We start from the raw sequence: 19,279 nt of genomic DNA on the forward strand, positions 1-19,279 counted from the left end.
GATGCGCCATGACGGACAACAGCATCACCACCGGCCAAGGCGCCCGGGCAGGTGGAAACGAAAGCGTGTTGCAGGGCAGGACCGGAGCGGGTGCTCCGGCGGAGACGCGGGGCAAGACCACCGTCGCGGACGGCGTGGTGGCCAAAATCGCCGGCATGGCCGCACGCGAAGTCCTGGGCATTCACAAGCTCGGGGGCGGGATGGCCCGGGCGCTCGGCGCGATGCGCGAGCGGGTCCCCGGCACGGGCGGCGGGGTCACCCAAGGCGTGAAGGTCGAGGTCGGTGAGAGGCAGGCCGCCGTGGACCTCGACGTCGTCGTCGAGTACGGCGTCTCGATCGTCGACATCGCCGGCGACGTACGCACCAACGTGATCACCGCGGTGGAGCGGATGACAGGGCTGGAGGTCGTCGAGGTGAACATCACCGTCGACGATGTCCACCTGCCCGCGGAGGAAGAGGACTCCGACGACGGCCAGGAGGGGCGCGTGAGGTGACCCGATCCGGGTGATCGTCTGCCGCCCCATGGCGCTCGATGGTCATCTCAAGGGAACCGCGCGCCAGAGATGGATGAGTGAGTCATGAACACAGCCACCACGGGCCTCGCCGCCGGCATGGCGCTGGGCTTCGCCGGATACTTCGGCGGTTTCTGGGCCTTCCTGCTGGTTCTGGTCCTGGGCGCAGCCGGTCTGATCGCCGGCCTGGTCCTGCAGGGCGACCTGGACCTGCGCACGCGGAGGCCGCGGTGAAGGCCCCGCGCGAATCCGCCGTTCCAGGAGTTCGAGCCGGCCCCCCGCCTCCCGTCGCTCTCCCGCCGCCGGCCGAACGGGGTGCCACCGTCATCCCGGACAAGGTCGTGGCGCGGATCGCCGCTGAGGCCGGCCGCGTGGCGCAGCGGCACCGTGCGGCCATACCGCCTGACCGTGACGCAGGGGCGGCGGCGCCGAGCGCCTCCGCTGTGGGACACGCCGGATCCGTGCGCCTCCACCTGGCTGTGGACCTGCCCTATCCCAGCGACCTCGCTCCCGTCTGCGAACAGATCCAGCACGACGTCGCCGACCGAGTGGCCCAGCTGACCGGGATGCGCGTGGACGAGGTCGCCCTCACCGTCCGGCGGCTGGTGACCGCCGCCGGCCCGCACCGGACACGGGTCCGGTAGAGACGACCGGCTCGTCGCACGGCGTCGGCCGAAGGAGCGGCATATGCACGACCCAGGCCCTCTGCGAGCTGACGGCCACGCGCCGTCACCGGACAAGGAACCAGCCGGTTCGGACAACTGGCGCACCACCCACCGCCTGTGGTCCGCGCGCCGGGTCCCGGCCGCGGTGGCCGCGTGTGTGATCGGGGTGCTGGCAGGTGCGGCACTGATCGATGTCGTCGCCGTGCGGGCGGGACGCCGGGCAGCGGCCTGGCGGCAGGAGGTGGCCGACGCCCTGGCCAGCCGACCCGTGGATGATGTGTGGATGCTGACCGGAGCGGCCCTCGCGGTCGTCGTCGGCGGGTGGCTCGTCGTTCTGGCGCTCACCCCGGGTCTGCGGCGCCTGATGCCGATGCGGTCCCCGGCGAAGGTGCGGGCGCAACTGGACCGTGCCAGCGCCGCCGTTCTTCTGCGCGACGCAGCCCTGCGGGTGCCCGGCATCCGCACCGCGCGCATCCGCATGGGCCGCCGCCGCATCCTGGCACGCGCCGATGTCCACTTCCGCGACCCGCAGCAGGTGAAGACCGACCTCACCGCCGCACTCGGCGAGGAACGTGACCGGCTCGCCCTCTCCCGTCCCCCGCGGATCGCCGTCCGCGTACGAGAGCGGACCCATTGATGAGCACTGAGCACCGGAGCGTGCCATGACGCAGCATCCCGTCCTCAACCGCGTCAACCGCGTCCTGCTGGCCGTCACCGGTCTGGTCCTGCTCGGCGGCGGGCTGCTGATCATCGCCGCCGGGTGCGACCTGTACCGGCGGCTGGAGCTGACACCGCCCGCCGGCTGGCCCCTGACGGGCCCCCGCGACGTCCTTCTCGGTTCTGCCGACCGAGCCCGGTGGAGCAGCCAGGGCTGGTGGTGGTGGCCCGCAGTCATCGCCGCTTTGACCCTCGTCGTCCTGCTCGCGCTGTGGTGGCTGCTCGCCCAGCTGCGACGGCACCGTCCCTCATCAGTGCCCCTCGGTACAGACCGCACCCTTCAAGGCGTCGAGCTCAGCCACGGCGCTCTCAGCGACGCGATCGCGGAGGAAGCCGGCTCCCTGCCGGGCGTCGACCAGGCGAAGGTCCGCCTGACCGGCCGCCCGGCCCGCCCGCGCGCCGCCCTCACCCTCACCCTCCACCCGGCGACAGCACCCGACGCCACCCTCCACGCCCTGGACGAGGGCCCTCTCCGCAACGCCCGCCGGAGCACCGGCCACGACGACCTCTTCGCCGAGACCCGCCTGCGCGTCACTCACCACCACCCCCACCGCGTGGCCTAGGCCTGTGCATGCCCCCGTGTCACCGCGCGGATCGGCGGCCCGACCCCCCGGATGTCACCGCGCGGTTGGGTCGTCGGGATACGGGCGCAGATGCGGCTGATGAGCCGGGAGACAAGCGCATCTGCGAAATGCCGAGCTCGTGCCAAGGGCCACCGGGCAGCGGTCAGGGGTTGGCGGCCACCTCGCAGGCTCCGGTGTTCAGGCGCACCGGCGGGTGGGCTGGGCGGCTTTCAGTTCCGTGTTCAGGCGCGCCAACCCCGTAGGCGACGACCTGGTGCTCCTGCCACCACGCCGGTCCTGGGCTCGCTCGCGCGGTCTACCAGTAGTGGCGTCGGCCGCCGACGGCGTGACCGACGGAGCCGAGGAGGAACAAAATGAGCCCGATGACGAGCAGGATGATCCCGATCGTCCAGAGGATGCTGATGTGCAGGAGGAACCCGACGACGAGCAGGATGACTCCGAGGGCAATCATGGTGTCTCCAGTCTTTTCTGGCTGCCGTAGGTCACGTGCTGAGCAGGCGGTTGAAGAAGGAGCGGTAGTGGCGTAGCGCTCCGCGGAGTTCCTCGGTGTCTACTCGTGCGCCCTGGTCCCACTGGCCTTCCAGATCCTTCTTGTGCTGGTCGAAGGTGGTGGCCAGGGTCTGCATAACGTCCGCGACCAGGGCGTCGGCGTCGTGTACGGCCTCTTGGGGGTCGTCGACGAATCTGCTTTGGATCCTTTGCCAGCGGTCGCGGAAGCCTTGCTCGTCACCGTCCGTCAACAGCTGCGGCATCTCGTCGGCGGACGCGCCCGAGCCGTGCGGCTGCGAGGAGGTCCCGGAGACGGGCTCGGTGGCGTCGGAGCCTGCCGGGCTCCCGGTGGAGCCGGTGGCCGCGGAGCGGTCCGCAGCGGCCCCGCCGGGCTCGTCGCCGGGAGGCCGGGCGTCCGGCTGCCCGGTGCTCTCGCCGGGGTAGATCGGCGCTGACGAGGGAGCCGCCATCCCCGCCTCGTCTCTGGAGCCTGTACCGGGGTCGGTGGGGCGGGCGAGGTCACCGGTGGACAAGCCGCTTGTCGTGCTGCGCGTTTCATCGTTGCTGTGCACGGTGGTTCCTCCATGCAAGTGGGGCAGGGCGTCAGGTCCGGGCGTGGGCCCGGCCGCCGCCGTCGGAGAGCAGCTCGTCGAACAGGGCGCGGTAGTGCACCATGGCGCCCCGCAGTTGCTCGGTGGTCGCCTGACTCCGCATGCTGAGGGCCTCCACCTCGTGAGCGGCGCGGTAGTGCTCCAGGGTGCGGCCGTGCTCCACCGAGAGGTCCCGGGCCTGCTGCTCGAAGTCCTCGGTCGGATAGCCCCGTTCACGCATCAGTGAGGTGACCAGACGGTCCGCGTCGTGCACGGCCTCCTGCGGCCGGTCGACGAACTCCCCCTGAACTTCGTCCCATTCCCGGGAGTAGCGGTCGCGGGAGGCCGGGGGCAGCGGCATAATCTCCAGCGCGTCGTGGCGCCGTTCGCGGTCCCTGAGCTCGCGTTCGGCGGAGCGCCGGTTACCGGATCCCTCGACCGTACGCTCGTACTCCGGACCGAAGCGCTCGCGGAGGTGACGGCGTCGCATCCGCGAGACCGCCAGGGCGATCAGGCCGATGAGCACGAGCACCACCACAATCGGGATGATGATGGCCAGCAGCCCGCTCGTGGACATGGCCAGAAGCGTTCCCGCGTTCATGGGCACACGCTCCTCGGAACGTAGTGATGTCCTCTTTCCCGAATGCCCCTTAGAGCACGATTCATACCCTTTACCGCATTCGCCACTGCAGCCGGCGGACCCGCGCGCGTACCGGGACGCCCGGCCGGTGCTTCCCTCCGTCACACCGGCGCGATCCTGGCTCGGTTTCCGGCATCCGGGGTCTGCGAGGATGAGTCGTATGGATGTGCGCAGCGGGAATCAGGCGCGGGTGTCCGGGCGGCCGGGCGGGCCTGGCGCCACCGGGCACTGCCCCCAGCTCAGCGCCCCCGAGGAGACAGCCCAGGCGATCGCCGCGTTCGCAGGGACACTGCGATGATGTGCCGGACCGATGGCGACCAGGACTCCGACCCGGACCCCGAAGAGCCCTCGGACGACGATCAGGCTTTCTCCGCTCTGCTGGAAGACAGCATCGAGGACCTGTACGAGAACGCCCCGTGCGGCTATCTCTCCACCCTGCTGGACGGGCAGATCGCCAAGGTCAACACCACCCTGTTGAACTGGCTGGGCTACAAGCGCACGGACTTGGTAGGCCGAAGAAAGTTCTCCGACCTCCTCACCGTCGGTGGGCGGCTTTATCACGAGACGCACTTCGCGCCGCTCCTGCGCATGCAGGGCGAGATCAGCGGCATCGCGCTGGAGCTGAGAGCGGCCGACGGCAGCCGACTGCCGGTCCTGGTGACCTCCGCCGTCAAGACCGGCAGCGACGGGCAGCCGCTGCTGATCCGCACCACCCTCTTCGATGCCCGCGACCGCCGCGCCTACGAGCAGGAGCTGCTGCGCACACGCCAGGAGGCCGAGCGCGAACGCGAACGCCTCCAGCAGCTGGCCACCACCCTGCAGAAGACTCTGCTGCCCCCGGCACTGGAGAACGTGCCCGGCCTGGACGTGGCCGCGTACTACCACCTCGCCTCGATCGACGAGGTCGGCGGCGACTTCTACGACCTCTTCCCCCTCGCAGCCGGGACCTGGGGACTCTTCCTCGGAGACGTGTGCGGCAAGGGCGCCGAAGCGGCGGCCGTCACCTCCCTGGCCCGCTACACCCTGCGCGCCGCCGCCGTCTACAACCCCGACCCGACCGCGGTTCTCAGCAACCTCAACACCGTCCTCAACCACGAGTACAACGGCACCGACCCCCGGTTCTGCACCGTCATCTTCGGCCTGCTCACCCCCGACGGCGACCAGGGCGGCTTCCGTATCACCCTCGCCAGCGGTGGCCATCCCCCGGCCCTGCTCCTGCGCGCGGACGGCACCGCCGACTACCTGCCCACCCCCGGCGGCCAGCTCATCGGCGTCCTGCCCGACGCCCACATCGCCACCATCACCTTTCCCCTCAGCCCCGGCGACACCCTCTTCCTGTACACCGACGGCCTCACCGAGGCCCACACCGCCACCCGCGGCGAACGCTACGGCGACGAAGCCCTCCTCGACTTCGTCCGGACCCTGGTCCCCACCACCGCCCAGGGCGTCATGACAGCCGTCCGCGGCCTCCTCGACACATTCGGCATCCGGGTGGACGACGACACCGCAGCCCTGGCCGTCCACGTGCCCCTCGCCGGCCGAGAAGAGCAGCAGTGAGCGGGAAGCAAGACCTTGGGCATCGTCGGTCTGGACGCGGTCTTCCCGGTTCACGACACCGCCCAGGCAGCCGAAGCGGCCTGGCGGCCCCGGCGGACTGACCCACCCGACAGCCGATCTCGCAGGACTGCGGGCCAGTCGTTGAGCGCCGGGGTCCCCGGTGTCGCGCTGAGTCAAGGCGCCGATGTCGCGCCGGCGTCCTGATCAGGCCGAGGTCTTGGGCTGCGGCTCGTCGTCTTGGGCGCGCAGTTGCTCGTTGATGCGCTGGGCTTCTTCGAGTTGGTCTTCGAGGATGACGATGCGGCAGGCGGCCTCGATGGGGGTGCCCTGATCGACGAGCTCGCGGGCGCGGGCGGCGATGCGCAGCTGGTAGCGGGAGTAGCGGCGGTGGCCGCCTTCGGAGCGCAAGGGGGTGATCAGGCGATGTTCGCCGAGGGCGCGGAGGAAGGCGGGGGTGGCCGAGAGCATCTCGGCGGCCCGGCCCATGGTGTAGGCGGGATAGTCGTCGTCGTCAAGGTTGTCGACGGGACGATGACCGGCAGGGGGCATAGACCTCTTCTTTCGGGAACGCGACGGGGGGCCCGGGTGCCAGTACTGGCACCCGGGCCCCGAGCTTTCAACACCATCTACCGGCGACTACGCCGGCCTTCTGTGTCCGCAGGATCGGCCTGGGAGGGCGAGGCTGCGGGGATCGCGAATGCGTGACCGGGGACCACCTTCCAATCCGGGGCCTGCGATACCCGGGCGGACTCCTCTTGCCCGGGCGATCCTGATGGCGTTCTGCTCCTCACCTTCGGCTACTCGGTTGTACTGCTTGGGTACCGCGGGTGCTGCTCACGGTCCCTGTGGACCGTGTCCTTCTCGCCTGCTTGCACGGCAGTTCGTGTCTGCCGTGCCCACTTCGACTTCCTGGGTACGACAAGACAGTAACTCCGCGATGCGCCAATGTCTACTGTCGCCATGACAGGTTTTCTCCGTGGGTCATGGGTGGAGTTCGACCTTAAATGCACACGGAAGAGTGATGCCCGAGGTTACGTTCCGGCTCGGCAGGCGCACGCTGACTAGGCCGGACGGCCCAACCAAGCGGGGTTACCTGCAGTCACCCTCGAAACCGGCCTCGGCGAGTGCCAGCATGTGCGCGGCCGTCAGGGTGTTCGCTGGATCGGCCGCTGTGGCCAGCAACCAGGTTGCTGCCGCCCTCGACTCACCAGGCGGGATGACCAGCAGTTCTCGATGTCCCGCGGTGTCCCAGTCCAGGGCGATGGCATGGACTTCGGCATCCACGGCGGACAGGACGACTTCGATCACGCGGCCGGGCAGTGTGACCTTCTGCGGGACGCCGGGCCAGGCGACGGTGTCCACGGTGACGCGGGCGACGATGCCGAGGCCGGGGTCCAGCGAGCCGAGGAGCGCCGGCAGCTCCAGTTCCAGCATGTCGCAGCGCGGCCACCAGGCTCCGTGGAGCGGTCCGTGGCCCCCGCCTGGAGCAAGTGCCACCCTGGCGGCCGGCATCCGGTAGGTATGTGTTCCGTCCGAGGAGACACCCTCGGCCGGCGTTCCGGTGACGTCCATCGGGCGGTCCCGTCCTGGTCGGCTCCTGGCCGTCCGCTTCCGTCGTTCGCCGGGAACGGCACCGCCGTGGTCGCGCTGCGCGAGATGCTCTCGGTGCAGTCAGGGTACGTCGGGGCAGCGGCCGCCGGTGCCGTCCGGCGTCGTCCTCATCGACTCGCAGGCTCGAGCCTCAACCGAACATCGTGCGTACCAACCGCGTGCAACTGGCGATCCCTGGCTCGGCACCAGAGCGAGCGCTGAAAGCCACTGGCGCCAGCGCACCGGCCTCGACAAGCTTCCACACATGGACTGGACGCCCCTGCTCTCCACGCTGACCGGTGCCGTCATCGGCATCGCAGCCACTCTGATCGCCGACCGCAACCGGTGGCGGCGGGAGGAAGCCCGGCACGCTCTGGAAGTACGGCGTGAGATCTACACGGAGTATGTCTCCGCACTCAAAGCCGCGGGTGAGGAGATACGGGCCGTCGCCCTGGGCGACCACATGTCCGAGTCGGCACGCGACGCGGCGGTGCGGGAAGCCGTGCGCGGCACCGGCATCTACACGGCGAGCGAACGCCTCTGGCTCGTAGGCCCCCCACAGGTCGTGGAGGCGGGGAACGAGGCGTTCCATCGCCTGCGTGCGATCCGCGACGCCTATGCCCGGGGAGTGGCCGTCGGCTCCGCCGACGACGCGCCCCTGATAGAGCGGCGACGCAAGGCTATGGCGCAGATGCGTCACCTCATGCGTGAGGACCTGGGCATCGGCCCCCTCGGTATCGAGTGATGTGTCACCAGCCAGAGCTCCAGGCCGTATCGGGCTGCCCAGAGGACGGGAAGACAGGTGTGCCCCGGCCGGGAATCGGCGGTGCTTCGCCCCGGCTCGCCCTACTGTGATGTCCCGTCAACCGTTGGGACGATGCGGCGCGGGGTGAGGGTGGGTGTCGGGCGGCAAGGCCGGTCAAGAGGGACAGGACTGGCGCTGGCGGCTGGCCGCGGCGGGGGACGCCTTCGCCATGCGGGTGCTGGCGACCGCGCTGGCCGAGGACGGGCGTCACGACGAGGCCGTGGCCTGGTGGGAGAAGGCGATCGCGGCCGGAGACGAGTCCGCGCTGCACCAACTCGCGGACCACGTGGGCGCCAAAAGACTGGAACGACAGCTGCGCCGGCGGGCCGAGACCGGTGACGTGAGCGCCATGGGCAACCTGGCGAAACGCCTCGTGCGCGACAGCGGCGGCCAACGGCTCGCCGAAGCCGTCCACTGGCTGACGCTCGCCGTGCACGCGGGCGCCACCCTGGAGCGGGAACTCGTCGCGGCCCTCGACAGCGCCGGACGGTCGGCCGAGGCGGAGGACCGGCTGCGGCACATGGCCGCCGCCGGCGATCTCCATGCCCTGCAGGACCTCGTCGGGCGGCTGCGCGAGGGCGACGACGTCGAGCGGCTCGACGAAGCGGTCGTCTGGCTGACCCGGGGCGTCGCAGCCGGTGAGCCGTGGGAGTGGGACCTCGTCGCCGTCCTGGACCGCGCCGGGCGCGCGGACGAGGCGGAGGCGCGGCTGCGGCGGCTGGCCGACCGCCATGACGTCAAGGCGGTGGCGACGCTGGTGCGGCGCGCCCCCGAGAACATGCGTGCGCAGGTGTCCCGAGGGGAGTTGGACGGGCCGGCTCGGGCGCGTGCCGTGGACCACATCCGCCGGGTCGCGGCCGCGCTCGCCCGTCTCGGTGTGCAGGAGGAGGCCGCCCGCTGGTGGGCGGCGGCGGACGCGCTCGACGACCGTGTCCTCTCCTCCCCCGCCGCGCGCCTGGCCGCCCGGCCGGCTCCGGCGTCCGGGGCCCCGGACGCCGGTGTGGAGTGGCAGTTACGGGAGATGGCCGCCACCGACGACGTGACGGCGACGCGGGTGCTGGCCGGTCGTCTCGCGCGGACCGGCAGGACGGCCGAGGCCGTGCGACTGTGGACGCGCGCTGACGCCGCGGACGTCCGGCACCTCTGGGGCGGTGCACTCGCGGAGCACGCCCTTGGCGACACCTCCGACACGGTGACGGCTCACGGCGGTCCGGCCGGCACCTCGGGGGACGACATGGCGGCCCGCCGGGTGGCCGACGCCTCGCCCGCGGACGCCGCGTCCGAGAAGACCCCGGCCGGGACCGCACGGGAGCCCGACATCACTCCCGCGACGGCCACGCACCACCTGTCGGCCCAGATGCCCTCCCACGCCGGGCTGTCCGAACCGGTCAGCCTGGTCGTGCGGGTGCCGTTCGGGGCGGATGACGACGACGGCGGGGTGTCGGCCCCGCTGGACGGGTTCCGGCCGGCGCGCGACGGTTCACCGTTGACCCTCATCGTGCGGGCGCCCGCCGGACTGGACCCCCAGGGCCCGCTGGAGCACACCCTGCTGGTGCCGCCCTTCGGTGCCCCCGCGCCGGTGCGGTTCGCGTTCCTGACCCGGGAACCGGGCCTGCACCGCGTCCGGGTCAGCGCCTGGGCCGGGGGGACGTTCCTCACCGAGATCGGCCTGGAGGTGTCGGTGGAGCGCGACGGCCCCTACGCGGTGGGGCCGCCCAGCGCCGCCGACATGGGCGGAATGCGCGCCCACCCCGGCGAGGTCACGCTGCTCGTGGACCGGGTCGGCGACCAGTACACGTTCCGTCTCATCTCCGACCGGTGCATCTACGGCGCCGTCCTGGCGCAGGCTCTCACCGCCGCCCCGGAAGCGGCCGCGGAGCGCGCGTACGCCATGCTGCAGAGACTGGCGGCGGGCCGCGGGGAGTACTCCGGCGCCCACGCCCGACGCTGGATGAAGGAGACGGGGGTGGGTCTGTGGACGGAGATGGTGCCGGACCCGATCAAGGAACAGTTCTGGCAACTGCGCGACCACATCACGGCGTTCAGCGTCGCGTCCGAGCACGACGTCCTCCCGTGGGAACTCCTCTACCCCATCGCGCCGGGCCGTGACGAGGGGTTCCTGGTCCAGCAGTTCCCGGTCCTGCGCAACAGCCTGGGCCGGCCCCGTTCGTCCGCGCTGCCGATCGGTGAACCGCACTACGTCGTCTCCGCGCGGGCCCCGGTCAACGGCGACAGCGAGATCGAGTCCATCCGCCGGATCCTCGGTACCGGAACCGTCGTCGACACGCTGGACGGCGTGCTCACCGTCATCGACGCGGGCACGACGGGACCGCTCCACTTCACCTGCCACAACTCATTCGACCCCGGCGGCGGTTCGTCGATCCTCCTCGCGGACGGCCCCTTCGTCCCCGCTCTCCTCAACAGCGCCGTCGCCCGCCGCGCCCTGCAGGAGGGCCGCCCGCTCATCTTCATCAACGCCTGCCGGGCGGCCGGAGCCGTCCCGCAGTACACCCGGATGCTCGGCTGGGCGCAGCAGTTCATGGGCGCGGGCGCCGGCGCCTTCGTGGGCACGCTGTGGGCGGTGCGCAGCGACAGCGCCCGGCGGTTCGCGGAAATCTTCTACGCCTCCCTCTCGGCGGGGGAGCCGCTGGGCACGGCGGTGCACCGGGCCCGCTCCCACGCCGGGGACGACGAGACCGACCCCACCTGGCTGGCGTACACGGTCTACGGCGATCCCGCCGCGATCGTCTCCACGCCCTCCCCCGCCGCTGCCCCTGCCCCTGCCGTTCTCAGTCCCGCCCGAGTCGTCCCCACCCCCGTCCGATGCGAGGAAACGTGAACGTGACCGACGACGGCGTGCCCGTCGAGGACCTGGTGGCCGCCGTCAAGCGGGCGGTCATGGAGTCGAACATGTCGGCCACCGCGGCCGGGCGGGATCTGCGTGTCACCTCGGTGCGGCTCACCCTGCACGCCCTCGCCACTGCGACGGCCGGCGGTTCCCTGAACTTCCGGCTCCCGTTCATCGGCATGAAACTCAGGATCGGGCGCACGGTGTCCCGCCGGGACACCCATGTCATCGAGATGACCCTCGTACCTCCTGACCTGGCGCAACAGCACGAGCTGCGGTACGGCACGGTGGACGCCGTCCTGGTCGACGCGATCACGATGATCCGCCGCGTGACGGCGTCGGCGCGGACCGGGGACGATCCCTTCCACCTCCTGGAAGGCTCGGTGCGGCTGGAGTTCGCGATCACGGCGGACGGGTCCGTGTCCCTCGGCCTGGACGGCGCCCTGCACGAGGAGGTGACACACACCCTGCTCGTCATGGTCGCTCCCCCGGTGGACTGAACCCCGGCTGCCCTCGGCGGCCGGCGCGCTGCGAGACCTGTGGCGGCACTGTGTGGGGCGTCGCGCCGAGCCAGGGGTATCGAGCGCCGCTAGGCAGCACGCTATGTGTCAGTGGGACGCGTGAACGGCTGGAAGCAGGCGATCACGTCTTTGCCACGAGGACACCGGTGGGCCTGCCAGGCATCGGCGAGAGCGTCGACCAGCTGCAGACCGCGGCCCCCGGTGGCACCGGCATCGGGGTGTCGCGGTTCGGGCAGCCGCGGCGAGGCATCGTGCACCGTCACATGCAGGCACTCCTCGTCCCACGTGAGGATCAGCTGTGCCGTGCTGCGGGCGTGCATGTGAGCGTTGGTGACCAACTCGGAAACAGCCAGAACCACCGAGTCCACCAGGTCAGGGGCTGTAGCTGCCCAGCCGAGCGTCGTCAGGTGCGCGCGTGTCCAGTCCCTGGCTCCCTTCGCCCCACTGCTCACCGGGAGCGAGCGCGCCCATCCCACAGCCCTCAACGACGACTCTTCCGTCACTGTCTCCTCCTCCAACCGCCGTACTCTTCCCGTCTGCCCCTGATAGCCGACGCGAAGTCCCTAGCCCCTCCCCAGCGAGCGAGGGGCCGCGGTGATGGGCGTGGCGGAGCACTGGCTGACCTGGTCGGCCAGTGCGTCGCGAGCGAGTCGGCAGCGGCCCCGCAGACAGGAGGAGCAGGGTTCCACTGCTGGGCCCGCGGGGCCGGTGCATCACTCACGTACCCTGCGGCGCGCCCGATACGCCCGATCCCTCCCAGCCGCTCACACAGGCGGCCGTCTTGCGCGAGTGGGGCCCGGCCGGATACGGCCGGGCCCCACTCGCCTCGCGCGCTCTTCGCGCCGGGCGTCTGTCGGCTACCAGCGGTACCAGCGGCCCTTGCGGCCGCCGCTGTCCGCCGTACGGACGACGAAGCCCAGCAGCCACACGACGAGCACGATCACCGCGATCCACCACAACGCCTTCAGCGCGAAACCCGCACCGAAGAGGATCAGAGCCAGCAGAAGAACCAGAAGCAGGGGAACCATCGTTATCAACCTCCTGGCCAGCAGGTGCCCTTACCTCGCACCGACAAGCCCTGAGAGCGGGAGTTACTTCCGCGTGGTTCGGGGCATATGCGCGCGCCGCGGGCCTGGGTCAGGGTGTGCCGTTTCAGCGGGTGCCGGTCCAGCGGGTGAGGAGGGTGAGGGCCTCGGCGCGGTCGTCGGGGCTGAGGCCGGAGAGGGTGGCGTGGTGGTTGCTGCCGGGGGCCCACAGGACGCGGGAGTCGCGGGAGCGGGGGTGGAAGGACTCGGCGACGGCGGGATCTTGGGTGCCGTTGACGAACAGCAGCCGGTGGCCATTGCGGCTGACCCAGTGGTCGATGTCCGGCATCGCGGCGGGGTCGAAGCGCATCGGGATGTCGCGCGGGACGAAGGTGCGCGGCTGCATCGCGTCCGGGTGGCGCAGCAGATCGGCGAGGTGGGCGGTGGGGACGTCGAAGTAACCGAGTTGGGTGCCGAGTTGGTAGAAGTAGGGGATGTAGTGGCGGGCGGTTGCGTCGGCGTAGACGGGCAGGGCGGCGGTGTCCTCGAGCCACGCGTACAGCGTGTCGGTGCTGGCGTCCGGGCCGGGGACGGCTGAGGTGTCCGCGCTCTCGCCGTTCTGCCAGAACATGAACGGTGCGCGCAGTACGGCGATCTCGAACGCCTTGTCGGCGCTGCCGACGATGTCGAAGCCGGTGCCCGCGGCGGCCGCCCAGGCCTGGTAGCGGGCGACCAGGTCCGCGCGGTTGAGCAGGAGCCGGCGCTGCGCGGCTTTGAGGGCGTCGCGGGTCGCGGCGTTGCCCACGGTGTCCAGGAAGCGCAGGTAGGCGGAGTCGTCGCGGTCGTCGACGTTGTTCACGGCGGAGTAGGCCACGGTGCCGTCGACGTCGTGGGGGTGGAACCGGCGGTGGTAGACGCTGGCCATGCCGCCCTTGCTGCCACCGGTGGAGATCCAGGCGCCGGTGTACAGGGTGCGCAGGAGTCGGACGATGCGGTGGTGGTCGTCGGCCGCCTGGCGGATGGTCAGGAAGGAGTAGTCGGGTGTGGGCGTCGGCGGCAGGGAGGTGCCGAAATACCGGTGCTCGACCTGGATCTGGTTGGCGCCCAGCAGCACGGTGGGTTCTGCCCGGCGCGGCGTGAGCGAGGCCTCGTACCCGGTCGTGAACAGCACGGTCGGACGGTCGGCGGAGGTGTGCAGGAGGATCAGGCGCTGCTCGAAGGTGCCGGCGGCCCGGTTTCGGTGGTCGACCGGCTGACGAAGGGAGAGGACGAAGTAGCGGTAGCCCTCTTCGGCGCCCTGCCGCTCCTCGATGATCCTCAGCCCGGGCAGGGTACGCAGCCCTTCCACGACGTCGTCGCGTCCCGATCCGGTGACTTTGGACGTCCTGGCCGGGCCGGCCGCCGTGGCTGGTGCGGTCGCTGTGGTGGCGAGGCCGGCCGCGGACGCCGCCGAGGCCGCGCCCGACAGCAGCAGACGCCGTCGCGTCCAACTACCCATGGTGAATTCCCCTCTTCATGGCTGCGGGCGGGGCGTCATGTGCCCTCGCCGTGGCCGTGGCGTTCCAGCCACTTCAGTACAGCCGCCGCACGCCATGGAGAGATCCCGCGCGCGAGGGGAGTGCCTCCCCCTACTGGGGGAGATGCCGTCGTTGTCGCCCGGCCCGGGGCCCCGAAAGCCCCGGCCGGAGCTCGCCGACCGCCTCGTGACCGGTATCGCGTTGCGCGGCCAGTCGCGTAGCCGGACCGCGCTGACCGCGCCGCGATGCGTCAGGACCGGCAGGACGGCCGGACGCTGAGGAGTTCGGTGCGCAGCGCGGGCGTGCCGTCGACGGGCGCCGGGTCCTGGGCAGTTGGTTCGATGCCGCCGGCGGCGATCTTGTCGAGCGTCTTCAGGCCGGCGGCACCGACCGTGCCGAAGACCGTGTAGTTCGGTCGCAGCGCGGAGTCGCCGTAGACGACGAAGAACTGCGAACCGTTCGTGTCCGGCCCGGCGTTGGCCATCGCCAGCAGGCCGCGCCCGTAGAGGCGACGGGCGCCGGTCGGATCGCTCGGTGCCGGCGGCAGGTCCACCGGCAGCTCGTCCTTGTACTTGTAGCCCGGCCCGCCTTCGCCGGTGCCGGTCGGGTCGCCGCACTGCAGGACCTTCAGCGTCGGGTACGCCGTCAGCCGATGGCACACCGTACGGTCGTAGAACCGGTGCCGCGCCAGATGGACGAAGCTCTGGACCGTGCACGGAGCCTTCGCCCGGTCCAGACGCAGCGGGAGCGGGCCCTGGCTGGTCCTGACCGCCGCACCGACCGTGCCGTGACCGGGGGTGTGTCGTGGATCGGGCGGCAGGGGAACCGGCCGCGCCGCCGGCTCGTCCGGGGTCTGGGTGTACTGGCAAGGACCGTGCGTGGTGCGCGGCGGGGCATCGGAAGCGGAGGCGGTGGTGCTGCCCCCGGACACGATCAACGCTGCCGCCGCCAATGCGGTCATGAGAGCTCGGTTCATCCTGCACACCCTCCAAAAGATCGTCAGATTTCGGAGCGGTCGCAGTCTAGGGCGCGGCCCGGCGGGCGAGAACCCGCCCGCCAGCCAGCCACATCGGGCCATCGTGAGGGTGGTGGTGACCCCCGAGGGGTCCGTCTGGGCGCCTGGGTCGGGACGGCAGGCCGGGGCGCCCCACGTATCGCCCCGGCCTGCCGTCGCTCGCGTCAGTGGCCGGTCGGTGGGAGGAGGGAGAAGATCTTGCTGCCGTTCCTGGCGATCAGCACGTCCTGGTACAGCTGGAGTTGTGGCCTGTCCGAGAGGCCGCCGGGCTGCGGTGTGCCGGTGTCGATGTGCGCGTGCCAGACCTGCTTGCCGGTGCGCAGGTCGAGGCCGGACAGGTCGCCGGCCGGGCTGAAGAAGTACACGGTGGCCTGCCTCGTCGACACCACGGGGGGCGCGAGGGACGCCGTGGTGTCCTTGCCGGGCATCGTGACGCCCACCGGGCCGGTCCACATGGTCTTTCCGGTGGTCAGCGAGTAGGCGGAGGCCTGGCCCTTCCAGGACACGGAGATCAGACGGTCACCGGCGACGGCCCAGCTGGCGATGTGCCCCTTGGCCTGGTCGGGCAGTGGCGTGCGTGCCCCGGATCCGCTGACGCTGGTCAGCTGGAAGTCGTCGGCTGCCGTGCTGGTGGTCGAGGCCAGGACCATCCGGTCGTTCGAGGTCCTGAGCAGCTCCTGCCGGCCGGGCAGGGTGGTGACCTTGTGGGCCTTGCCGGTGGCGGGGTCGAGACGGAGGAGGTCGGTGTCGTGCACTTCCTCGGTGTCCGGTGAGCACAGCAGGTAGGGCACACCGGACAGCACGGCCCGCTGGCACACCTCACCCTTGGCCCGGGTGTGGCTCCACTTCGTCTCACCGGTCCGCAGGTCGAGGGCCGACATGGTGCGCAGGGACGGGGTGTTCGCCCACAGCGCGCCGTCGATGAGCATGGCGGCCTGGTCGGTGCGGTCGTCCTGCGGCATCTTGACCGACCACAGCCGCCGGCCGGTGGCGGCATCGACGGCCATCACATCGGTGCCGCCGGCGTAGTCCCCGTTGGGCTCGTGCTTGGCCGTGTGGTTGCGGTAGGCGTAGACCACGCCGTCGCGCACGGCGAAGGGGTGGTCTATCCCGTCGCCTCCGCCGTTGACCTTGACGCTCCACAGCCGCTCGCCGGTGTTGGCGTCCACCTTCACCACGTCGTACTTCGACCCGCTGCAGTACAGCGCGGATCCGTCCGCCAGGCAGCCCCGCTCGCTGACTCCCGCCACGCTGCTCTGCCACGGGTGCCAGCCCTGCGGCGACGCCGCCGGCCGCACCGGGCGGCCCTGTTCGGCCACACCGCTGCCCCATGGGCCGAGCATCGCTCCCGCGGCGATCGCGGCGACGGCCACCGCAGTACCCGCGGCCTGTGAGAAACGGCGCCGGCTGCGCCGCCGGACCACCTGCTGCGCCAGGTCCCCCGGTGCCAGCACCCCGTCCAGAGCGACCGCGTGCAGCGTCTCGCGGACCTTCTCCTCCACCCGCTGTGTCGTCATCCCTGGATCTCCTTCGCCGTGTAACTGAGCGGTCGCAGCTGTTCCGCGGGCCCGTCGGGCTCGAGCTCCGGTACGAGCGCACGGAGCTTGGCGAGCGAGCGGTGCGCCGTGCTGCGCACCGTGCCCACCGGGATGCCCAGGAGCGCCGCGACTTCGGCCTCGGGCAGATCCTCGAAGTAGCGCAGTACGACCACGGCGCGCTGGCGCTTGGACAGACGGCCGAGCGCCGCCCACAACGCGATCCGCAGCTCCGGCTCCGCCCCGGCGCCCGCCGGTCCACCGGGCTCGGGCAGCACCCCCACCGTGGTCTCGGCGTGGTGTCTGCGCAGCCGCCAGCGGCTTACCTGCTGGCGGTACAGGATCTGGCGGACATACGCCTCGGGCTGTTCGATGCGCGTCCAGCGCCCGTAGGCCTTCATCAGCGCGATCTGCAGCAGGTCCTCCGCTGCGTGCCGGTCCCCGCCGGTGAGCAGCACCGCGAGCCGCAGCAGCGCGGTGGAGCGCATCGCTACGAACTCCCGGAATTCATCGTGGCTCGAGGCCTCCATCGACCCTCCCCTTCTTCACGACCCCCACGACGCGGTGAGCCACCCGTGGCTATCCCTCGGCTGGGCGAGATTGTGTGTTCCTACCAAACCGGCCACAGCCCTCACAGGCCGCAGGCCGGTGCCCCGTGGAGACTGTCTCCACGGGGCACCGGCCTGTCAGTGATCAGCCCTGAGTACCGCCCTGCGTGTTGCCGGAGCCACCGCCCTGGGTCCCACCCTGGGTGTTCCCGGAGCCACCGCCCTGCGTACCGCCCTGGGTGTTCCCGGAACCGCCGCCCTGGGTCCCGCCCTGGGTGTTCCCGGAGCCACCGCCCTGGGTCCCGCCCTGCGTGTTGCCGGAGCCACCGCCCTGCGTGCCGCCCTGCGTGTTCCCGGAGCCGCCACCCTGGGTCCCGCCCTGCGTGTTGCCGTTGCCGGCGCCCTGCGTGCCGCCCTGGGTGTTGCCGTTGCCGGCGCCCTGGGTCCCGCCCTGGGTGTTGCCGCCCTTCGGCATGGCAGCAGCGTTCTTCGCCGAGCTGTTCTTGCTGTTGCTGCTCTTGCTGCTGTTGCTGTTCTTGCCGTGGTGCTGCTGGTGGTGGCTGGCGTGCGAGGCGCTGTGGTGCATGGGCGCGGCCTCCGCGCTGGCGACACCGAGGGTTCCGGCGGCGACAGCGGCGATGCAGGAGATGCCGGCGATACGGGCGGCGAGGTGACGTCGGGCGTTCAGCATGAGATTCCTTCGGAAGCTGTTCGGGGGGACTGGGGCCGGTCGGCCTTTCGTGTATTCAGTTCAGCCCGCCCGGCCGCTCCCGTACGTCCCCCGACCGGCCCACCGACCGGCTGACCCGCACCTCCACCAGCCGACGACGGACCCCGGTCGTCACGCCGCCCGCGCCGCTTCCCGCGTGCGGGCCAGTTGGCGCAGCTGCGTGTGCGCCGCCGGTACCGAGTGGGCGGTGTTCCAGTACGGGTGCCACCACAGGCGTACGGACAGGCGTAGCAGGCGGCGGCGCAGGGCGGTGGTGTCGCGGCGGTGGGGCGCGGCGAGCGCTGCGTAGGTGGCGTTGAAGGCGGCTTGCGTCTGCAGCAGGTCGTCGGGGAAGGGGGTGGCGTCCACACCCGTATTAGATCGCGTGTTCGAATATGTTGTCACGTCGTGCGGACTTGCGGGCGCTGCTGGGGGTGCGGCTGCTCGTCAGGCGAGGACGTTGACGGCTCGGGCGACGACGAGGCCGAGGATGAGCAGGGAGACGACGGACTGGACGGCCATGACGATCTTGGCCCATGGGGCCAGGGGCATGACGTCGGTGGGGCTGAAGGCGGTGGCGTTGGTGAAGCCGAGGTAGAAGTAGTCGATGTAGCGGGGGCGCCAGTCGGGGGCGTTCAGTTCGGGGCTGAGGTGCTGGGGGAAGGCGAGTGCGGGGGTGGGTGGCACGTCGTGGGCCCGGGCGGCGGGTCCGCCGCTGTCGAGTTCGAAGTACAGCAGGGAGAACGCGAGGACGGTGATGGCCCACACGCTGCCGCCGGCCTGCAGGAGGGCGTCGGCGGAGTTGGTCTCGTTGCCGCCGTGCACGAGGTCGTCGGTCAGCCGGAAGGTGGACCAGATGGCGCCGCACGCCAGCACGCCGACCAGGGCGATCGAGATCGCGCGCAGGGCGGCCGAGCGGCGGCTGATGCGGCCCGGGTCGCCGGTGATCAGCGCCACCAGGAGCAGCCCTTCGACGACGGGGAGCGCCCAGCGGGGCCCCAGGCGCAGGTCGTCGGGCAGCAGCAGGGTCAGCACCGCGGCGGCGATGACGGCTGCGGCCATCGGCCAGCGGGACTCGCCGTAGGCCGCCGGCTGGGGTTCGTGCCGGCTGCTCTCGTCGCGGGGGGACTGTCCGGTCATGTCCGGCCGCCGTCCGCGGTCGGGCCGGTGCGGCGGGTGCGGTGGCGGACCGGCCACGGTCGTGTCCTTTCGAGTGCCATCGCCTCATTGTGTGGAGGGGCTGCCGTGTCGGCCTCGTGTGACACGCGGAGGGGTTGACCAGCGTCGTTGTCTCTCGTCCGGCCGGTGCGATGGTGTGCGGCCTGCGGCCCGGCACATCGACTGGGTGCAGCGGCGCAGTGTGATCACGTCGCCCGGCTTGCGCAGCGCGATCGTGAGCACGTCGTGCGCGG

At 71.3% G+C, this 19,279-nt stretch carries 23 protein-coding genes; 9 read left to right on the top strand and 14 right to left on the bottom strand.

Going from position 1 to position 19,279, the window contains the following annotated elements; translation table 11 throughout:
• Positions 1–8: 8 nt before the first annotated feature.
• The 5 genes from PV343_RS11685 to PV343_RS11705 all read left to right on the top strand — a co-directional run bounded on the left by PV343_RS11685 (position 9) and on the right by PV343_RS11705 (position 2,457).
• Positions 9–494 carry an Asp23/Gls24 family envelope stress response protein gene (locus PV343_RS11685; protein WP_319146896.1) on the top strand — a complete coding sequence of 162 codons (486 nt, stop codon included), beginning with the start codon at positions 9–11 and terminating at the stop codon, positions 492–494.
• An 84-nt stretch (positions 495–578) separates the two neighbouring features.
• Positions 579–746 (top strand): hypothetical protein, encoded by a 168-nt coding sequence (locus PV343_RS11690; RefSeq protein ID WP_319146786.1) that lies wholly within the window; start codon positions 579–581, stop codon positions 744–746.
• 227 nt (positions 747–973) lie between these two features.
• A complete protein-coding gene (locus PV343_RS11695; protein WP_319146787.1) occupies positions 974–1,156 on the top strand; it encodes a hypothetical protein in 183 nt (60 codons plus the stop codon).
• A 43-nt stretch (positions 1,157–1,199) separates the two neighbouring features.
• Positions 1,200–1,814 (top strand): DUF6286 domain-containing protein, encoded by a 615-nt coding sequence (locus PV343_RS11700; RefSeq protein WP_319146788.1) that lies wholly within the window; start codon positions 1,200–1,202, stop codon positions 1,812–1,814.
• A 25-nt stretch (positions 1,815–1,839) separates the two neighbouring features.
• Positions 1,840–2,457 carry an alkaline shock response membrane anchor protein AmaP gene (locus PV343_RS11705; RefSeq protein WP_319146789.1) on the top strand — a complete coding sequence of 206 codons (618 nt, stop codon included), beginning with the start codon at positions 1,840–1,842 and terminating at the stop codon, positions 2,455–2,457.
• A gap of 316 nt (positions 2,458–2,773) precedes the next feature.
• Here PV343_RS11705 and PV343_RS11710 read toward each other — a convergent pair whose 3' ends face one another.
• The 3 genes from PV343_RS11710 to PV343_RS11720 form a co-directional block, all read right to left on the bottom strand.
• Positions 2,774–2,929 (bottom strand): DUF6131 family protein, encoded by a 156-nt coding sequence (locus PV343_RS11710; protein WP_319146790.1) that lies wholly within the window; start codon positions 2,927–2,929, stop codon positions 2,774–2,776.
• Positions 2,930–2,960: 31 nt separating this feature from the next.
• Positions 2,961–3,500, bottom strand: coding sequence for a hypothetical protein (locus PV343_RS11715; protein ID WP_319146791.1), 540 nt, complete (start codon positions 3,498–3,500; stop codon positions 2,961–2,963).
• Positions 3,501–3,570: 70 nt separating this feature from the next.
• Positions 3,571–4,134 carry a hypothetical protein gene (locus PV343_RS11720; protein ID WP_319146897.1) on the bottom strand — a complete coding sequence of 188 codons (564 nt, stop codon included), beginning with the start codon at positions 4,132–4,134 and terminating at the stop codon, positions 3,571–3,573.
• 360 nt (positions 4,135–4,494) lie between these two features.
• On the opposite strand from PV343_RS11720, the gene PV343_RS11725 reads away from it, so the two are divergent.
• Entirely contained in the window at positions 4,495–5,754 is a 1,260-nt protein-coding gene (locus PV343_RS11725) for a PP2C family protein-serine/threonine phosphatase (RefSeq protein WP_319146793.1), read from the top strand.
• 204 nt (positions 5,755–5,958) lie between these two features.
• Here the strand turns inward: PV343_RS11725 and PV343_RS11730 are convergent, their stop codons facing one another.
• Together PV343_RS11730 and PV343_RS11735 are read right to left on the bottom strand one after the other, a co-directional pair.
• Positions 5,959–6,303, bottom strand: a complete 345-nt coding sequence (locus PV343_RS11730; RefSeq protein WP_319146794.1) for a MerR family transcriptional regulator — start codon at positions 6,301–6,303, stop codon at positions 5,959–5,961.
• A gap of 540 nt (positions 6,304–6,843) precedes the next feature.
• The gene (locus tag PV343_RS11735) at positions 6,844–7,326 is read right to left on the bottom strand and encodes a DUF5994 family protein (protein WP_319146795.1); all 483 of its coding nucleotides are present in this window, start codon (positions 7,324–7,326) and stop codon (positions 6,844–6,846) included.
• Positions 7,327–7,609: 283 nt separating this feature from the next.
• On the opposite strand from PV343_RS11735, the gene PV343_RS11740 reads away from it, so the two are divergent.
• From PV343_RS11740 to PV343_RS11750, 3 genes are all read left to right on the top strand, one after another.
• Positions 7,610–8,089, top strand: a complete 480-nt coding sequence (locus PV343_RS11740) for a hypothetical protein (protein ID WP_319146796.1) — start codon at positions 7,610–7,612, stop codon at positions 8,087–8,089.
• 154 nt (positions 8,090–8,243) lie between these two features.
• Complete coding sequence (locus PV343_RS11745; protein WP_319146797.1) at positions 8,244–10,988, top strand: CHAT domain-containing protein; 2,745 nt, start codon at positions 8,244–8,246, stop codon at positions 10,986–10,988.
• A 2-nt stretch (positions 10,989–10,990) separates the two neighbouring features.
• The gene (locus tag PV343_RS11750) at positions 10,991–11,497 is read left to right on the top strand and encodes a trypco2 family protein (RefSeq protein ID WP_319146798.1); all 507 of its coding nucleotides are present in this window, start codon (positions 10,991–10,993) and stop codon (positions 11,495–11,497) included.
• A gap of 101 nt (positions 11,498–11,598) precedes the next feature.
• On the opposite strand, the gene PV343_RS11755 is transcribed toward PV343_RS11750, so the two are convergent.
• The 9 genes from PV343_RS11755 to PV343_RS11795 all read right to left on the bottom strand — a co-directional run bounded on the left by PV343_RS11755 (position 11,599) and on the right by PV343_RS11795 (position 19,007).
• Positions 11,599–12,021, bottom strand: a complete 423-nt coding sequence (locus tag PV343_RS11755; protein ID WP_319146799.1) for an ATP-binding protein — start codon at positions 12,019–12,021, stop codon at positions 11,599–11,601.
• A 354-nt stretch (positions 12,022–12,375) separates the two neighbouring features.
• Positions 12,376–12,546, bottom strand: a complete 171-nt coding sequence (locus PV343_RS11760; protein WP_011113206.1) for a DUF5670 family protein — start codon at positions 12,544–12,546, stop codon at positions 12,376–12,378.
• A 124-nt stretch (positions 12,547–12,670) separates the two neighbouring features.
• A complete protein-coding gene (locus PV343_RS11765) occupies positions 12,671–14,041 on the bottom strand; it encodes a S28 family serine protease (protein WP_319146800.1) in 1,371 nt (456 codons plus the stop codon).
• Between the two features lie 269 nt (positions 14,042–14,310).
• Complete coding sequence (locus tag PV343_RS11770; protein ID WP_319146801.1) at positions 14,311–15,036, bottom strand: peptidylprolyl isomerase; 726 nt, start codon at positions 15,034–15,036, stop codon at positions 14,311–14,313.
• Positions 15,037–15,239: 203 nt separating this feature from the next.
• Positions 15,240–16,592, bottom strand: a complete 1,353-nt coding sequence (locus PV343_RS11775) for a PQQ-binding-like beta-propeller repeat protein (RefSeq protein WP_319146802.1) — start codon at positions 16,590–16,592, stop codon at positions 15,240–15,242.
• Positions 16,589–17,140 (bottom strand): SigE family RNA polymerase sigma factor, encoded by a 552-nt coding sequence (locus PV343_RS11780; RefSeq protein WP_319146803.1) that lies wholly within the window; start codon positions 17,138–17,140, stop codon positions 16,589–16,591. Before PV343_RS11780 ends, PV343_RS11775 begins: the two co-directional genes overlap by 4 nt.
• Before the next feature lie 163 nt (positions 17,141–17,303).
• The gene (locus PV343_RS11785; RefSeq protein ID WP_319146804.1) at positions 17,304–17,849 is read right to left on the bottom strand and encodes a hypothetical protein; all 546 of its coding nucleotides are present in this window, start codon (positions 17,847–17,849) and stop codon (positions 17,304–17,306) included.
• 150 nt (positions 17,850–17,999) lie between these two features.
• On the bottom strand, positions 18,000–18,236 hold the full coding sequence (locus PV343_RS11790) for a hypothetical protein (RefSeq protein WP_319146805.1): 237 nt from the start codon (positions 18,234–18,236) through the stop codon (positions 18,000–18,002).
• Positions 18,237–18,314: 78 nt separating this feature from the next.
• Positions 18,315–19,007 (bottom strand): hypothetical protein, encoded by a 693-nt coding sequence (locus tag PV343_RS11795; RefSeq protein ID WP_319146806.1) that lies wholly within the window; start codon positions 19,005–19,007, stop codon positions 18,315–18,317.
• Between the last annotated feature and the right edge of the window lie 272 nt (positions 19,008–19,279).

The sequence above is a fragment of the Streptomyces sp. WI03-4A genome, assembly GCF_033792105.1.
GTDB classification, from domain to species: Bacteria; Actinomycetota; Actinomycetes; order Streptomycetales; family Streptomycetaceae; genus Streptomyces; species Streptomyces collinus_A.

What these genes read in the sequence shown, in the direction of transcription:
- PV343_RS11685 (WP_319146896.1), top strand. Translation starts at nt 9, where the DNA reads ATGACGGACAACAGCATCACCACCGGCCAAGGCGCCCGGGCAGGTGGA.
- PV343_RS11690 (WP_319146786.1), top strand. Translation starts at nt 579, where the DNA reads ATGAACACAGCCACCACGGGCCTCGCCGCCGGCATGGCGCTGGGCTTC.
- PV343_RS11700 (WP_319146788.1), top strand. Translation starts at nt 1,200, where the DNA reads ATGCACGACCCAGGCCCTCTGCGAGCTGACGGCCACGCGCCGTCACCG.
- PV343_RS11705 (WP_319146789.1), top strand. Translation starts at nt 1,840, where the DNA reads ATGACGCAGCATCCCGTCCTCAACCGCGTCAACCGCGTCCTGCTGGCC.
- PV343_RS11710 (WP_319146790.1), bottom strand. Translation starts at nt 2,929, where the DNA reads ATGATTGCCCTCGGAGTCATCCTGCTCGTCGTCGGGTTCCTCCTGCAC.
- PV343_RS11720 (WP_319146897.1), bottom strand. Translation starts at nt 4,134, where the DNA reads ATGTCCACGAGCGGGCTGCTGGCCATCATCATCCCGATTGTGGTGGTG.
- PV343_RS11725 (WP_319146793.1), top strand. Translation starts at nt 4,495, where the DNA reads ATGTGCCGGACCGATGGCGACCAGGACTCCGACCCGGACCCCGAAGAG.
- PV343_RS11730 (WP_319146794.1), bottom strand. Translation starts at nt 6,303, where the DNA reads ATGCCCCCTGCCGGTCATCGTCCCGTCGACAACCTTGACGACGACGAC.
- PV343_RS11735 (WP_319146795.1), bottom strand. Translation starts at nt 7,326, where the DNA reads ATGGACGTCACCGGAACGCCGGCCGAGGGTGTCTCCTCGGACGGAACA.
- PV343_RS11740 (WP_319146796.1), top strand. Translation starts at nt 7,610, where the DNA reads ATGGACTGGACGCCCCTGCTCTCCACGCTGACCGGTGCCGTCATCGGC.
- PV343_RS11760 (WP_011113206.1), bottom strand. Translation starts at nt 12,546, where the DNA reads ATGGTTCCCCTGCTTCTGGTTCTTCTGCTGGCTCTGATCCTCTTCGGT.
- PV343_RS11765 (WP_319146800.1), bottom strand. Translation starts at nt 14,041, where the DNA reads ATGGGTAGTTGGACGCGACGGCGTCTGCTGCTGTCGGGCGCGGCCTCG.
- PV343_RS11770 (WP_319146801.1), bottom strand. Translation starts at nt 15,036, where the DNA reads ATGAACCGAGCTCTCATGACCGCATTGGCGGCGGCAGCGTTGATCGTG.
- PV343_RS11775 (WP_319146802.1), bottom strand. Translation starts at nt 16,592, where the DNA reads ATGACGACACAGCGGGTGGAGGAGAAGGTCCGCGAGACGCTGCACGCG.
- PV343_RS11780 (WP_319146803.1), bottom strand. Translation starts at nt 17,140, where the DNA reads ATGGAGGCCTCGAGCCACGATGAATTCCGGGAGTTCGTAGCGATGCGC.
- PV343_RS11785 (WP_319146804.1), bottom strand. Translation starts at nt 17,849, where the DNA reads ATGCTGAACGCCCGACGTCACCTCGCCGCCCGTATCGCCGGCATCTCC.
- PV343_RS11795 (WP_319146806.1), bottom strand. Translation starts at nt 19,007, where the DNA reads ATGACCGGACAGTCCCCCCGCGACGAGAGCAGCCGGCACGAACCCCAG.